Source organism: Pseudomonas fluorescens, from assembly GCF_040448305.1.
Taxonomy (GTDB): domain Bacteria; phylum Pseudomonadota; class Gammaproteobacteria; order Pseudomonadales; family Pseudomonadaceae; genus Aquipseudomonas; species Aquipseudomonas fluorescens_BH.
In genome coordinates, this window is record NZ_CP148752.1 from 1,893,702 (window position 1) to 1,907,375 (window position 13,674).

General features: G+C 59.4%; 13 protein-coding genes. 6 read left to right on the forward strand and 7 right to left on the reverse strand.

Annotated features, from left to right (window positions below; translation table 11 throughout):
- Positions 1–9: 9 nt before the first annotated feature.
- From WHX55_RS08700 to WHX55_RS08710, 3 genes are all read right to left on the reverse strand, one after another.
- Positions 10–738, reverse strand: coding sequence for an aspartate/glutamate racemase family protein (locus WHX55_RS08700; protein WP_353742409.1), 729 nt, complete (start codon positions 736–738; stop codon positions 10–12).
- Positions 739–794: 56 nt separating this feature from the next.
- Positions 795–2,336: an NCS1 family nucleobase:cation symporter-1 gene (locus WHX55_RS08705; protein ID WP_150724639.1), complete on the reverse strand. Its 1,542-nt coding sequence runs from the start codon at positions 2,334–2,336 to the stop codon at positions 795–797.
- A 564-nt stretch (positions 2,337–2,900) separates the two neighbouring features.
- A complete protein-coding gene (locus tag WHX55_RS08710) occupies positions 2,901–3,641 on the reverse strand; it encodes a phosphoadenylyl-sulfate reductase (protein ID WP_151213297.1) in 741 nt (246 codons plus the stop codon).
- A 173-nt stretch (positions 3,642–3,814) separates the two neighbouring features.
- Here WHX55_RS08710 and thrH point away from each other — a divergent pair, with 173 nt between their 5' ends.
- On the forward strand, positions 3,815–4,432 hold the full coding sequence (gene thrH, locus WHX55_RS08715) for a bifunctional phosphoserine phosphatase/homoserine phosphotransferase ThrH (protein ID WP_353742410.1): 618 nt from the start codon (positions 3,815–3,817) through the stop codon (positions 4,430–4,432).
- A gap of 99 nt (positions 4,433–4,531) precedes the next feature.
- Here thrH and pabB read toward each other — a convergent pair whose 3' ends face one another.
- On the reverse strand, positions 4,532–5,875 hold the full coding sequence (gene pabB, locus WHX55_RS08720) for an aminodeoxychorismate synthase component I (RefSeq protein WP_353742411.1): 1,344 nt from the start codon (positions 5,873–5,875) through the stop codon (positions 4,532–4,534).
- A gap of 207 nt (positions 5,876–6,082) precedes the next feature.
- Between pabB and WHX55_RS08725 the strand changes: the two genes are divergently transcribed.
- A complete protein-coding gene (locus tag WHX55_RS08725) occupies positions 6,083–6,388 on the forward strand; it encodes a transposase (RefSeq protein WP_150753137.1) in 306 nt (101 codons plus the stop codon).
- The gene (locus WHX55_RS08730) at positions 6,385–7,221 is read left to right on the forward strand and encodes an IS3 family transposase (protein WP_353742412.1); all 837 of its coding nucleotides are present in this window, start codon (positions 6,385–6,387) and stop codon (positions 7,219–7,221) included. The genes WHX55_RS08725 and WHX55_RS08730 overlap by 4 nt, the downstream gene beginning before the upstream one ends.
- Positions 7,222–7,334: 113 nt before the next feature.
- Here the strand turns inward: WHX55_RS08730 and WHX55_RS08735 are convergent, their stop codons facing one another.
- Genes WHX55_RS08735 through WHX55_RS08745 form a run of 3 tightly spaced genes read right to left on the reverse strand, consistent with a single transcriptional unit; the run spans position 7,335 to position 10,398 of the window.
- Entirely contained in the window at positions 7,335–8,321 is a 987-nt protein-coding gene (locus tag WHX55_RS08735) for an alpha-L-glutamate ligase-like protein (protein WP_353742413.1), read from the reverse strand.
- The gene (locus tag WHX55_RS08740; RefSeq protein ID WP_150724644.1) at positions 8,321–9,856 is read right to left on the reverse strand and encodes an inactive transglutaminase family protein; all 1,536 of its coding nucleotides are present in this window, start codon (positions 9,854–9,856) and stop codon (positions 8,321–8,323) included. Before WHX55_RS08740 ends, WHX55_RS08735 begins: the two co-directional genes overlap by 1 nt.
- Positions 9,857–9,861: 5 nt before the next feature.
- Positions 9,862–10,398: an ATP-dependent zinc protease gene (locus WHX55_RS08745; protein WP_046042906.1), complete on the reverse strand. Its 537-nt coding sequence runs from the start codon at positions 10,396–10,398 to the stop codon at positions 9,862–9,864.
- 297 nt (positions 10,399–10,695) lie between these two features.
- Between WHX55_RS08745 and WHX55_RS08750 the strand changes: the two genes are divergently transcribed.
- Genes WHX55_RS08750 through prpC form a run of 3 tightly spaced genes read left to right on the forward strand, consistent with a single transcriptional unit; the run spans position 10,696 to position 13,472 of the window.
- A complete protein-coding gene (locus tag WHX55_RS08750) occupies positions 10,696–11,415 on the forward strand; it encodes a GntR family transcriptional regulator (RefSeq protein ID WP_008048579.1) in 720 nt (239 codons plus the stop codon).
- Complete coding sequence (prpB, locus tag WHX55_RS08755) at positions 11,412–12,302, forward strand: methylisocitrate lyase (RefSeq protein ID WP_095945174.1); 891 nt, start codon at positions 11,412–11,414, stop codon at positions 12,300–12,302. The genes WHX55_RS08750 and prpB overlap by 4 nt, the downstream gene beginning before the upstream one ends.
- Positions 12,303–12,344: 42 nt before the next feature.
- Positions 12,345–13,472, forward strand: coding sequence for a 2-methylcitrate synthase (prpC, locus tag WHX55_RS08760; protein WP_353742414.1), 1,128 nt, complete (start codon positions 12,345–12,347; stop codon positions 13,470–13,472).
- Positions 13,473–13,674 lie beyond the last annotated feature (202 nt).

Genomic DNA, 13,674 nt, shown 5'->3' on the forward strand with positions numbered 1-13,674 from the left:
CGCCGCGGTCTACCGGGCAAACCGCGCCGGCCAGCCAATGATGTTTTTCGGCCGCGGCGTCGCATACGTCCGCACCTTTGATGTCGACAGTCTCAACCGCACCAATGATTCGGCAATGGTCACCGCCGCCGTCACCCCATCCACCACCGGTACTCCGGTACGTCGGCGAATCTGCTCGTCCAGCCCGGCCATGCCGCCGCAGCCCAGGCAAATTACTTCGGCCTTGTCCTGGGTCACCGCCAGTTCGGCCTGATGCACGATGGCCTCCAGTGCGCGCTGCGGTTCGTGTTCCAGTTCCAGCACTGCCAAACCACTGGCCCGTACCGAGGCGCAACGGTCCCAGAGTCCGGAGAGCTTGAGGCGATCTTCGATCAGCGGCACGGTGCGGTCGAGGGTGGTGACCACGGAATAGGCGTGACCGAGAAACATCGCCGTGCTGGCGGCGGCATCGGTGATGTCCACCACCGGCACATTGAGCAGTTCCTGCAAGCCTTCACGGCCGTGCTCGCCGTAGCCGGCCTGGATCACGGCGTCGAACGGCTGGTCGTAGGACATCACCCGGTCCATGACCGCGATGGCCGCCAGGTAACTTTCGAAATTGCCTTCGATGGAGTCGGCGCCGAAGTGCGGGGTGAGGCCGACGATTTCCGTGCCGGGCGACGCGACGGCCTGCGCCGAGCGGGCGATGGCCTGGGTGATGGATTCGGTGGTGTTGACGTTGACCACGAGAATGCGCATGGGGAGTCCTTATTGCGGTTGGTTCTGCGGCCCGACAACGCCGGACCGCGACAGGATCAGTGGCTGACGTTGTCGACCGCGATGGCTTCGCCGCTGACATCGGCATAGTGCGGTTGGCGCTTGGCGATGATCAGGTAGAGCATCCCGGCGATGCCGGCACCAATCAGCCAGGAGAACGGCGACACGCTGTGGAACCCCGGCACCAGGGCCAGGACGATGGCGATCAGGGCGGCGGGAATGAACGCCGCCACGGCGCGCAAATTGACCCCGCGGCTGTAGTAATAAGGGCCGTTCGGGTCTTCGCTGTACAACTGCGGGACGTTGACCTGGCCTTTTCGAACCAGCCAGTAGTCGACCATGATCACCCCGTACAACGGGCCGAGCAGGGCACCGAGGCCGGACAGGAAATACACGATCACCAGCGGACTGTTGTAGAGGTTCCACGGCAGGATCAGCACGGCGATGGTCGCGCTGATCAGACCGGCGCGGCGGAAGGTCAGGTACTTGGGCGCCAGGTTGCTGAGCACGAACGCCGGGGCGACGAAGTTGGCCATGATGTTCACCGCCACGGTGACGATCAGGAACGCCAGGCAGCCGAGCACCAGGAAGAAGGTGTTGGGGATCGAGGCGATGATTTCGGTCGGGCTTTCGATGATCCGGCCATTGATCTGAAATTGCGCGCCGCACAGCAGGACCGTGATGCTGGCGAACACCAGGATATTCACCGGCAAGCCCCAGAAATTTCCGACCTTGATGGTCTTGCGGCACGGCGAAGAGCGGGCGAAGTCGCAGAAGTTGAGGATCAAGGTGCCGTAGATCGCCAGCCACAACGCGCCACCGGCAAAGATGTTGCGCCACATCTCACCGCCAGTCAGCGGCTCACGGATCGACCAGGCGATGGTCGCATCGGCTTGGGTGTACATCCATGCGGCGAGGGCGGCGACGGTCAGCAGAATCACCGGGCCCGCAAACGCCTCGTAGCGCCGCACCATCTCCATGCCATAGGCAAGGATCGCCAGTTGCACGAACCAGATCGCGACGAAACACGCCCAGCCCAGGGTCGACAGGCCGAGGATCGAGTCGTGGTCGTAGTCGGCGAACCCGGGATGGACCGCCGTCAACAACACGCGAAAGACCACGGACGCAAGGTACGTCTGGATACCGAACCAGGCGATGGCGATAACGGCGCGGATCAACGCAGGAATCTGCGCACCGTGGATGCCGAAGCTGATCCGGCTGATGACCGGGAAGGGCACCCCGGTTTTCTGGCCCATGTAGCCAGACAGGTTCATGAAGAAGTAGACCAGTGCCGCGCCGATCCCCAGGGACAACAGGATCTGCCAGCCGCCCAGGCCAAGGGCATACAGGCCGATGGCAAACGAGTAGTTGGCAATGTTGTGCACGTCGTTGGTCCACAGGGCAAAGATGCTGTAGCGGCCCCAGCGTCGGCCTTCGGCCTTGGTCGGTGCCAGGTCCTTGTTGTGCAATCGGGGACTGAGCACCACGGGGGCATGATGCGCCTGATTGTCGGCGGTGTGGGTGGATTGGGAGGAGGGTAGATCCAGCGCGATGTTGTTATTGGAGAGACTAGTACGCATTCCGGCAGGCTCCTGATGCTCGACGCCGCGATGACTGTGCATGAGCGTTGGCTCGACAAATCTTCGTCGCGGGTGGCGAATATCATTGGTTACGGGGCATCTGCAGCCTGTACGGGATAGGGCGCTTCAGGCTTGCGGATCTAAAGTGTGTGTATGTTTTGATTTGATTGTATACAAAACATGTATGCACTTAAGCCAGATCCATGCCAGTCGCGATTCTATAAAAACCAGCGCTCATTTCGTTTTGTTATCGATAACGAATAACTGACTGAAAAATAGAAAATTTAAATTGACCGATTGAACAGGTATTTATTTTTTTAGAGGGGATGCAGGCGAGGTGATGGGAAAAGAGATGTAACTTTCTGGGGCGCTGAAACTAAAAGTGCACACACAAATGGCACCGATGGTGACATTCGTGTGTACACATTTTATCAGGCCAGCACAGAGCAAATGTGGGAGCGGGCTTGCTCGCGAAGGCGTCGTGTCAGTCGACGTATTTACTGACTGATACACCGCCTTCGCGAGCAAGCCCGCTCCCACAGGGGGGATTTCACAAGGCTGGGATCAACCTTTCGACTTACTGATGATATTCCCCGCATGCAGCCCACATTCCTTCTGCGTCGCTTCTTCCCACCACCAGCGGCCTTCGCGCTCGTGCTGGTTCGGCAGTACCGGGCGGGTGCAAGGCTCGCAGCCGATGCTGATGAAGCCGCGTTCGTGCAGGCTGTTGTACGGCAGTTCCAGCATGCGGATGTAGCCCCAGATCTCTTCGCTGGTCATTTGTGCCAGCGGGTTGAACTTGTACAAGGTGCGTTCCGGGGTGGAGAACGCGGTGTCGATTTCCATCACCGCGACGGCGCTGCGGGTGCCGGGGCTCTGGTCCCGGCGCTGGCCGGTGGCCCAGGCTTTCACGCCGGACAGCTTGCGGCGCAGCGGTTCGATCTTGCGGATGCCGCAGCATTCGCCATGACCGTCCTTGTAGAAACTGAACAGGCCTTTTTCCTTCACGAACGGTTCGAGTCTGGTGTGGTCCGGCGACACCAGTTCGATGTCGATCTTGTAGTGCTCGCGCACCTGATCGATGAAGCGGTAGGTCTCGGGGTGCAGGCGGCCGGTGTCGAGGCTGAACACCTTGACGTTCTTGTTCAGCTTCCAGGCCATGTCCACCAGCACCACATCCTCGGCGCCGCTGAAAGATATCCACAGGTCATCGCCGAACTCGGCAAAAGCGAGTTTCAGAATGTCCTGGGCGGATTTGTTGGCATAGGTCGTGGCGAGTTCCACGACGTCGAACGTTGGGCTCATCAGGGCGGCTTCCTACAGGTCGGTGGCGCTGGGCGCTCTATATGGGGTCGATGGTAACAAAAAGCTGCACGGGCCGGGGCATCCTCTGCGTTGCGCAGGCAGGCCTGAGTCGCTAGAGTTCGGCAGTCTTTTTGCTCGCTCGACTCAATAATCAATACAAATGGGAGTGTCTTGTGGAAATTGCCTGTCTGGATCTTGAAGGTGTGCTGGTTCCGGAAATCTGGATCGCCTTCGCCGAAAAAACCGGGATCGAATCCCTCAGGGCCACCACCCGGGACATTCCCGACTACGACGTGCTGATGAAGCAGCGCCTGCGGATTCTCGACGAGCACGGCCTGAAGCTCTCCGACATTCAGGAAGTGATCGCCACGCTCAAGCCGCTGGACGGCGCCATCGAGTTCGTCGACTGGTTGCGCGAGCGCTTCCAGGTGGTGATTCTGTCGGACACCTTCTATGAGTTCTCCCAGCCGCTGATGCGCCAGCTGGGCTTCCCGACGTTGCTCTGCCATCGTCTGATTACTGACGACAGCGGGCGAGTCACTGACTATCAACTGCGTCAGAAAGACCCCAAGCGTCAGTCGGTCCTGGCCTTCAAGAGCCTCTACTACCGGGTGATCGCGGCGGGGGATTCCTACAACGACACCACGATGCTGGGCGAGGCCGATGCCGGGATTCTGTTCCATGCGCCGGACAACGTGATTGCGCAGTTCCCGCAGTTCCCGGCGGTGCATACGTTTGAAGCGTTGAAGCAGGAGTTCATCAAGGCTTCGAACCGGACTCTGAGTGTGTAGTCGTCTGATCTGACGCCTTCGCGGGCAAGCCCGCTCCCACAGGGTTCGGTGATCACCTGTGGGAGCGGGCTTGCTCCGGGCGGCGATCCGACGAAGCTTTTAAAGGTTTTGCAGTGTGTCGAGCAACACCTTCACCTTGGTAATCGATTCCTGATACTCAGCCTGCCACTCCGAGTCCGCAACAATCCCGCCACCGCCCCAGCAACACACCTGCCCGTCCTTGACCAGCAAACTACGGATGGCGATGGAGCTGTCCATCTCGCCCCGCACATCGAGATACAACAATGAACCGCAATACAGTCCGCGTCGGGTCGGCTCCAGCTCGTCGATGATCTGCATGGCGCGAATCTTTGGCGCGCCGGTAATCGAGCCTCCCGGGAAGCTGCCGGCGATCAGGTCCAGGGCGTCGCGCTCATCCGCCAGTTCACCGGTGACGCTGCTCACCAGGTGGTGCACGTTCGGATAGCTTTCCAGGCTGAACAATTCCGGCACCCGTACTGAACCTGTACGGCAGGTACGACCGAGGTCATTGCGCAGCAGGTCGACGATCATCAGGTTTTCCGCCCGGTCCTTGGGGCTGGCCAGCAATTCGGCGGCGTTCGCGGCGTCTTGCTCAGGCGTCAGGCCCCGCGGGCGAGTGCCCTTGATCGGGCGGGTTTCCACATGGCCCTGGCTGATTTTGACGAAGCGTTCCGGCGACAGGCTGAGTACGGCATTGCCATCAGGCAAGCTCTGGAAACCGGAAAAAGGCGTTGGGCACGCTGCGCGCAGTGCGCAGTAAGCGGCCCACGGGTCACCCTGGCAGGGTGCGCGAAACCGTTGGGCGAAATTGACCTGATAACAGTCGCCGGCCTGAATGTACTGCTGGATGCGCTCGATGGCCTGTTGATACTCGTCTGCGCTCAAGTCGGCAGTCATCGGGGTGAGCAGTTTGAAGGGCGCGAGCACTTCCGGGGCAGGCTGGCTGAACAATTCGATCAGGCGCTGACGCTCGCTGTCGGGCAGGGTCGGGTGGAACACCAATTGACTGGTCAGCGAAAGGTGATCGCTGATCAATGCCCAGCTGTACAAGCCGAAACGCGCGTCAGGCAGTTGCAGGTCGTCATGGGCCTGGCTCGGCAGGCGCTCCAGGTGTCGGCCGAAGTCGTAACTCAGGTAGCCGATCAATCCACCGGCAAACGGTAACTCATAAGGTGTCGGCAGACTGGCTTCGCCCAGGCGTGTCAGGTTGTCGCGCAGGCGTTGCAGGAAAGCGTCGCCACTTTCATCGGGCGATACCGTCAGTTGTTCCAGCGGCCAGGCGCTGAGCAGGTCATAGCGACCGCGGTCGGCGCTGGGGCGGCCACTGTCGAGCAGGATGGCGCCGGGAGCATGGCGAATCGCCGCGAAATATTCGGCGGGGTTGGCGCGATAGGGCAGCGGGTGTACGGAGCAGGTCAACATGGGCGGGGGAAGTCAGCCATTGAGGCGGGGTGGCGATTGTAGTCCCCTCGGGGAATTGCTCCTAGAGGGGATGTCGGGGATTGGCAGGTTGGAGGCAGGCATGAGTGCTGTGCAATCTGTCAGATGGTCTTCGCGAGCAGGCTGAACTGGCCTAATAATTCCGGACACCTCTTAAGGGCGATATGATTTCGCCAACTTGGAGGTTCCATGAACGAAAGAAAGGTCTATACCCGCGAGTTCAAGCTGCATGCTGCCAGCATGGTGCTTGATGATAACTGCCCGGTTCCAGAAGTGTGTGCATCGCTGGATATCGGCCCTACCGCTTTACGGCGTTGGGTCGATCAGGTTCGCAAGGAACGCGAGGGACAGCCAGTCAAAGGCACCAAGGCGATTACCGAAGATCAGCGCCAGATCCAGGAACTAAAGGCCAAGATCAAACGCATGGAAATGGAAGCCGAGATCTTAAAAAAGGCTACCGCTCTCTTGATGTCGGATCCCGATCGTTTTCGATGATTGCGGAACTAAGAGAGTCATTCCCGACTGCCATTGTGTGTCGTGTTTTCGATGTGAAGCGCAGCAGCTTTTATGAGTGGCTTCAGCGGCGAGCCAAACCGCGGATCAGACGCGAAGACCTCAAGTTGAAAGTGGTTGAACTGCACAGCGAAAGCCGGGAAGCCATGGGTTCCAGAATGATCAGCAAGAACCTGAAGTCCCAAAACATCGCGATCGGAAGAGGCCTTGTCAGGGCGCTAATGAGGGAGGCCAACATTGTCAGTAAACAACGCCAGCCTCACCCATTCAGATCCAAAGGCGTTGAAGCATTTGTCGCGCCCAATCGACTCAAGCGCAATTTTAAGCCGACTGCAGTTGATCAGGTCTGGTGTGGCGACGTTACCAGCTTGATGGTGGGCGAGCGCTGGGTTCATCTGGCCATCGTGATCGATTTGTTTGCTCGCCGCGTCATTGGCTGGGCGTTTTCGCTGGTCAATGACGCCAACTTGGTCAGCAAGGTGCTACGCATGGCGACAGAGGTGCGAGCGTGTCCTCCTGGACTGATGTTCCATTCAGATCAGGGCTGTCAGTACACCAGTCGCAAGTTTCAAGAAGAACTGAAGCGTCATGGCATTTTGCAAAGCATGAATCATCGCGGGCAGTGCTGGGACAATGCTCCAACGGAGCGTTTTTTCGGCACGCTGAAATCAGAATGGGTGCCTCGTAGTGGCTACAGCAAGATCGAGGAAGCAAAAACCGATATGGTGCGTTTCTTCCTGTACTACAACCGCACCAGGCTCCACAGCTACAACAACTACCTGTCGCCAATAGCCATGGAGCAAAAAGCGGCATAAACACCGTAACCGGTGTCCGGGATTACTTGACCAGTTCAGGCTCGCTCCCACAAAAACGGCGCTGAACCCTGTGGGAGCGAGCCTGCTCGCGAAAGAGGCGACTCGGTTCTGGATCAAATCTCAACCGCAGGAATATGCCCAAACATCTCCTGCACAAACGCCACGCGCTCTTCGACCGTTTCGGTCACGCCATGAGCCTTGAGGTCTTCCAGCCGCGCCTCGACCGCATGAGTACGCAACGTCAGGCCGCAGTCATTGGCAATCTGGATATTCAGCCCCGGCCGGGCGTTGAGTTCCAGGATCAGCGGGCCTTTTTCCTGGTCCAGGACCATGTCGACACCGATGTAGCCCAAGCCGCACAACTCATGACAGCCAGCGGCGAGTTTCATGAAACCGTCCCAGTAGGGCAGTTGCACGCCATCCACTGCATTCGTGGTGTCCGGGTGTTTGTTGATGATGTTGTTCATCCAGGTGCCGCGCAGGGTCAGGCCGGTGGCCAGGTCCACGCCGACACCGATGGCGCCCTGGTGCAGGTTGGCCTTGCCATTGGACTGGCGCGTCGGCAGGCGCAACATGGCCATCACCGGGTAACCCATCAAAACAATGATGCGAATGTCCGGCACGCCTTCATAGCTGATGCTCTTGAAGATCTGGTCCGGAATCACCCGGTATTCGATTAGCGCCCGGTCGCGGTGACCGCCCAGAGAGTACAGGCCGGTCAGGATGCTGGAAACCTGGTGCTCGATTTCCTCATGGCTGATGATCCGGCCGGACACCGTGCGGTAACGCCCTTCAAAGCGGTCGGCGATCACCAGGATGCCATCACCGCCAGCGCCCTGGGCAGGTTTGATCACGAAGTCACTGCGTGCGCCAATGATCTCTTCGAGATTGTCGATTTCCTTCTCGGTGGAGATCACGCCATACAACTCGGGCACATGGATGCCGGCGGCAATGGCGCGTTCCTTAGTGATGATCTTGTCATCGACGATCGGGTACAGGCTGCGCTTGTTGTACTTGAGCACGTAGTCTGCGTTGCGCCGATTGATCCCCATGATGCCCCGGGCTTCCAGGGCCTTCCAGGTCTTCCAGTAGCCGAACATCAGGCGTCAGCCTTCTTCAGGAAGGCCTTGAAACGCACCAGCTCGGTCAGGCGGTAACCGCGATAACGACCCATGGCCAGCATGAAGCCCACCAGGATCAGCAGGATCGCCGGGAAAGTGAACACGAAGTACACCAGTTCCGGCACGGTCATGATCAGGTGTGCCAGGGACGCGGCGAACAGCGTGCCGATGGCCACTTTCATGGCATGGCCACCGCCGCGTTCTTCCCAGGTGATCGACAGGCGTTCGATGGTCATGGTCAGGATCACCATCGGGAACAGCGCCACCGACAAGCCGCGTTCCAGGCCGAGTTTATGGCTGAGCAGGCTGATGGCCGCAATCAGCACCACCACGAACGTCAGTACCACCGACAGCCTCGGCAGCATTTGCAGTTTCAGGTGTTCGAGATAGGAGCGCAGCGACAGGCCGAGCGTCGTGATGATGGTAAACAGCACGATACCGAAACCGAGCTGGGTTTCGCGGAAGGCCAGGGCGATCAGTACCGGGGTGAAGGTGCCCAGGGTCTGGATGCCGATCAGGTTGCGCAGGATCAGGATCACCAACACGCCGATCGGGATCATCACCATGATCATGAAGGTCTGCTGGGTTTGCAGCGGCAGGCCGTACAACGAATATTCGAGGAAGTTGGCGTCGGTGTTTTCATCGGTCAGCTTGGCCAGGCGAATGGCGTTCATTTCGCTGTTGTTCAGGCTGAAGGTCACGTTGGCTTTCTTGCCGCCATCGACGGTGATCAGGTTTTCATCGCCGCTCCACCACAGCAGGCGGTCGGTCGGCAGGCCCTGTTCACCGGATTCCGGGTTGAAGTACAGCCAGTCGGTGCCATTGAAACTGCGCAGCCACAGTTCCGGTATTTGCGGCTGGTCGGCCACCAGGCGGATGGTGTGGACCTTCTCGATCGGTACGTGGGCGATGGACAACAGCAACTCGACGATTTTCGCCTTGTGCGCCGCGGATGGATCACCGGCCAGCAGCAGTTTCACGTTGTCGTCGTTGAGGTTGTTGACCCGCTTGATGGCTTCGCCGACGAAGGTTTCGACGTCGGCCGAGTGTTGGCGAATCGGTGCGAGCAGGGCTTCGGCGGCGATTTTTTCCGGGCCTTCGATAGTCATGCTGTCGCGAAAGGTCGGGCCTTTGATCTTGGCTTTCTCGCCGGAATAACGCTTGGTCAGCACCAGGCGGTAATACAGCGTCTGATTGCCTTTGGCCCGGCGTGCCGACCAGGTGACCTTGCGGTTGCCATCGACCCGGTTCACGGCCACGCCGTAGTTGTTGGAGATGAAGCTCTCGTTGAGGCTGACGAAGTCGCGGCTCAGCGGCGGCACGAACATCTGGATCTTGACCGGGTCCTTGGCACTGGCGACGAACTCGACCTTGGCGTCGATGTTCCACAGGTCGTCGGTGGCGTCTTCGGTCACCGGGATGCCCAGTACGAAGATCTGATAGGCCGTAACTGAAATGCCCAGCACCACCAGGATGGCGATCAGCAGTTTCAGGTGAAGGGTAAGAGAGCGCATTTGAATTACTCGGCGGTATGAGCGTCGGTGGTGCAGGCGGGTTTGCCGGCAGCATATTTAAGGCTGGGGTCAACCAGTGCATCGAAGCGCTTGAGTGCTTCGGAGCCAATCAGGAGCGGATATTGGAACGCGCTGCGGTCGGTCAGGTTCACTTCGATGCTGCGCAGGGCCGAGCCCATGCAGATGTCCAGTTCGATCACCGGGCGGGCGGTGTACTTCTTGCCTTCCTCCGGGTCGTAGTCGCCGGCCCGGCGCTTGATCTTGCTGACACGGGCCAGCGGGCGTTCGATCGGGTGCGAATGGGCGGCGTCGATGGCCAGGTAAAAACGTACCCACGACTCGCCGTTGCGTTTGAAACGTTTGATATCCCGTGCACTCAGGGAAGCGGTTTTCGCCCCGGTGTCGAGTTTGGCCGCCACTTCCAGATCGATGCCGTTGAGCGATGCGTACTCATTCAGGCCATACACGGTCTTTTCCCCGGCCATTGCGAAGCCGGGCAGGCAAAGGAAATAAAGGAAGGTGGGGAAGGGCTTGAGTCTCATAAATCCTGGTGCGCAGCGGTCCGACTTGATTCAAGGCCCTGGCATCGCTGCGCAAGCTCCCTCGTATGCCTGTCAGGGTTTTATGACAGGCAGTGCAGATGTGACAAACAAATGCGGGCGGCATTCTAGCACGGTGGTTTGATGGCGCCAGCGCTGGCCGGTGGCTATAAATAGACGGGTTGCTTCGTTATGGTGCAACCGGTTATCAGAAGATTGTCGACAATATATATTTATCCTTTGACTGCATCGCCTGTATTCGTTAGTTTTTACGGCATTGGCTCACAAGGTGTCGACAATATGCTGGATCAACTCGATCCCCCGGTTTCTACGCAAGACGATACGGAGACGCTTTCCGAGAATGTCTTCCGACGCATTCAGGCGGCTATCGTCAAAGGCGATATCGCGCCGGGCAGCAAAATCTCCGAGCCGGAACTGGCGCGCACCTACGGCATCAGCCGTGGCCCGCTGCGCGAGGCCATCCACCGTCTGGAAGGCCAGCGCCTGCTGGTTCGCGTGCCGCATGTCGGCGCTCGGGTGGTGTCGCTCAACCACGCCGAACTGATTGAACTATACGAAATCCGCGAATCCCTGGAAGGCATGGCCTGTCGCCTGGCCGCCGAGCGCATGAGCCTCGAAGAAATCGACGAACTGCGTCGGGTCCTGGAAACCCACGAGCGCGATGAGGCGTTTCAGGCCGGGAGAGGCTATTACCAGCAGGAAGGCGATTTCGACTTCCATTACCGAATCATCCAGGGCAGCGGCAACCGCACGCTGACCCAAATGCTCTGTGGCGAGCTGTATCAACTGGTGCGCATGTACCGCATCCAGTTTTCCACCACGCCCAATCGCCCGCACCAGGCGTTCGCCGAGCACCACCGAATTCTCGATGCCATTGCCGACCGTGACGGTGAACTGGCCGAGTTGTTGATGCGCCGTCACATCGGCGCCTCCAAACGCAACATCGCCCGTCATTACCAGGACGGCGCTAACCCGACAGCCAAACGAGGTGAGTCATGAGTTTGAACAAGAGCACTCCAGGCCAGCGTTTCCGCGATGCGGTCGCCAGCGAGCATCCATTGCAAGTGGTCGGCGCGATCAACGCCAACCATGCGCTGCTGGCCAAGCGCGCCGGTTTCAAGGCGATCTACCTGTCGGGTGGCGGGGTGGCTGCCGGCTCCCTCGGCGTGCCGGACCTGGGCATCACCGGCCTGGATGACGTGCTGACCGACGTGCGCCGTATCACCGATGTTTGCGACCTGCCGCTGCTGGTGGACGTGGACACCGGTTTCGGTTCCTCGGCGTTCAACGTCGCTCGCACCGTCAAGTCGATGATCAAGTTTGGCGCCGCAGCGATTCACATCGAAGACCAGGTCGGCGCCAAGCGCTGCGGTCACCGTCCTAACAAGGAAATCGTGACCCAGCAGGAAATGATCGACCGCATCAAGGCGGCCGTCGATGCCCGTACCGATGACAGCTTCGTGATCATGGCCCGTACCGACGCCCTGGCGGTGGAAGGCCTGGAGTCTGCCCTGGATCGCGCCGCTGCGTGCATCGAGGCCGGCGCCGACATGGTGTTCCCGGAAGCCATCACCGAGCTTGAAATGTACAAGCTGTTCGCCAGCCGTGTGAAAGCGCCGATCCTGGCCAACATCACCGAGTTCGGCGCGACGCCGCTGTACACCACCGAACAGCTGGCCGCTGCCGACGTATCGCTGGTGCTGTACCCGCTGTCGGCGTTCCGTGCCATGAACAAGGCCGCGGAAAACGTCTACACCGCGATCCGTCGCGACGGCACTCAACAAAACGTCATCGACACCATGCAGACCCGCATGGAGCTTTACGATCGCATCGACTACCACACCTTCGAGCAGAAGCTCGATGCGTTGTTCGCCGCGAAAAAGTAAGTCGAATAACTCCCTAATAAATTCAAGAAATTGGAGGCAGAAATGGCCGAAGCAAAAGTACTCAGTGGCGCCGGGCTCCGTGGCCAGGTAGCCGGGCAAACCGCACTGTCCACCGTGGGCCAGTCGGGTGCCGGTCTGACCTATCGTGGTTATGACGTCCGTGAACTGGCGGCAGACGCGCAGTTTGAAGAAGTGGCCTACCTGCTGCTGTACGGCGAACTGCCGAGCAAAGCGCAACTGGCAGCCTACGTTGCCAAACTGAGCAAGCTGCGTGACCTGCCGCAAGCGCTGAAAGAAGTGCTGGAACGCATCCCCGCCGACGCCCACCCGATGGACGTGATGCGCACTGGCTGCTCGTTCCTGGGCAATCTGGAGCCGGAGAACGACTTCTCCGAGCAGCACGACAAGACCGACCGCCTGCTGGCTGCGTTCCCGGCGATCATGACTTACTGGTATCGCTTCAGCCACGAAGGCAAGCGCATCGATTGCGTGAGCGACGAGCAGTCCATCGGTGGCCACTTCCTGCACCTGCTGCACGGCAAGAAGCCGAGCGAGCTGCACGTGAAGGTGATGAACGTTTCGCTGATCCTCTACGCAGAGCACGAGTTCAACGCGTCGACCTTCACCGCACGTGTTTGCGCATCGACCCTGTCCGACCTGTATTCGTGCATCACTGCGGCCATCGGCTCGCTGCGCGGCCCGCTGCACGGCGGCGCCAACGAAGCGGCGATGGAAATGATCGAGCGCTTCTTGTCGCCGGAAGACGCGATCAAGGGCACCCTCGGCATGCTCGAGCGCAAGGACAAGATCATGGGCTTCGGCCACGCGATCTATAAGGACAACGATCCGCGCAACGAGGTGATCAAGGGCTGGTCGAAAAAGCTCGCCGACGAAGTGGGCGACAAGGTGTTGTTCCCGGTGTCCGAAGCCATCGACAAGACCATGTGGGAGCAGAAGAAACTGTTCCCGAACGCCGACTTCTACCATGCCTCGGCGTACCACTTCATGGGCATCCCGACCAAGTTGTTCACACCGATCTTCGTCTGCTCGCGCCTGACCGGCTGGGCCGCCCACGTGTACGAACAACGTGCCAACAACCGCATCATCCGTCCAAGCGCCGAGTACACCGGCGTTGAACAGCGCAAGTTCGTACCAATCGAACAACGCTGAATGGTGGAGGCCTGAACCTCGGCAACTGAAGGAACCGAGAACCTGTGGGAGCGAGCCTGCTCGCGAAGACGGACTGACATTCAACATCGATGTTGACTGATATACCGCTTTCGCGAGCAGGCTCGCTCCCACAGTGGATAGTGTGACCTTCAGTACTGGTGCCAGGCCCCACCTTTTGTAACTACCGTGACCGAGTCCTGAC

Coding starts and splice junctions, on each gene's coding strand:
- WHX55_RS08705 (WP_150724639.1), bottom strand. CDS start 2,336: ATGCGTACTAGTCTCTCCAATAACAACATCGCGCTGGATCTACCCTCC.
- WHX55_RS08725 (WP_150753137.1), top strand. CDS start 6,083: ATGAACGAAAGAAAGGTCTATACCCGCGAGTTCAAGCTGCATGCTGCC.
- WHX55_RS08745 (WP_046042906.1), bottom strand. CDS start 10,398: ATGAGACTCAAGCCCTTCCCCACCTTCCTTTATTTCCTTTGCCTGCCC.
- pabB (WP_353742411.1), bottom strand. CDS start 5,875: ATGTTGACCTGCTCCGTACACCCGCTGCCCTATCGCGCCAACCCCGCC.
- prpB (WP_095945174.1), top strand. CDS start 11,412: ATGAGTTTGAACAAGAGCACTCCAGGCCAGCGTTTCCGCGATGCGGTC.
- WHX55_RS08710 (WP_151213297.1), bottom strand. CDS start 3,641: ATGAGCCCAACGTTCGACGTCGTGGAACTCGCCACGACCTATGCCAAC.
- prpC (WP_353742414.1), top strand. CDS start 12,345: ATGGCCGAAGCAAAAGTACTCAGTGGCGCCGGGCTCCGTGGCCAGGTA.
- WHX55_RS08700 (WP_353742409.1), bottom strand. CDS start 738: ATGCGCATTCTCGTGGTCAACGTCAACACCACCGAATCCATCACCCAG.
- WHX55_RS08735 (WP_353742413.1), bottom strand. CDS start 8,321: ATGTTCGGCTACTGGAAGACCTGGAAGGCCCTGGAAGCCCGGGGCATC.
- WHX55_RS08740 (WP_150724644.1), bottom strand. CDS start 9,856: ATGCGCTCTCTTACCCTTCACCTGAAACTGCTGATCGCCATCCTGGTG.
- WHX55_RS08730 (WP_353742412.1), top strand. CDS start 6,385: ATGATTGCGGAACTAAGAGAGTCATTCCCGACTGCCATTGTGTGTCGT.
- WHX55_RS08750 (WP_008048579.1), top strand. CDS start 10,696: ATGCTGGATCAACTCGATCCCCCGGTTTCTACGCAAGACGATACGGAG.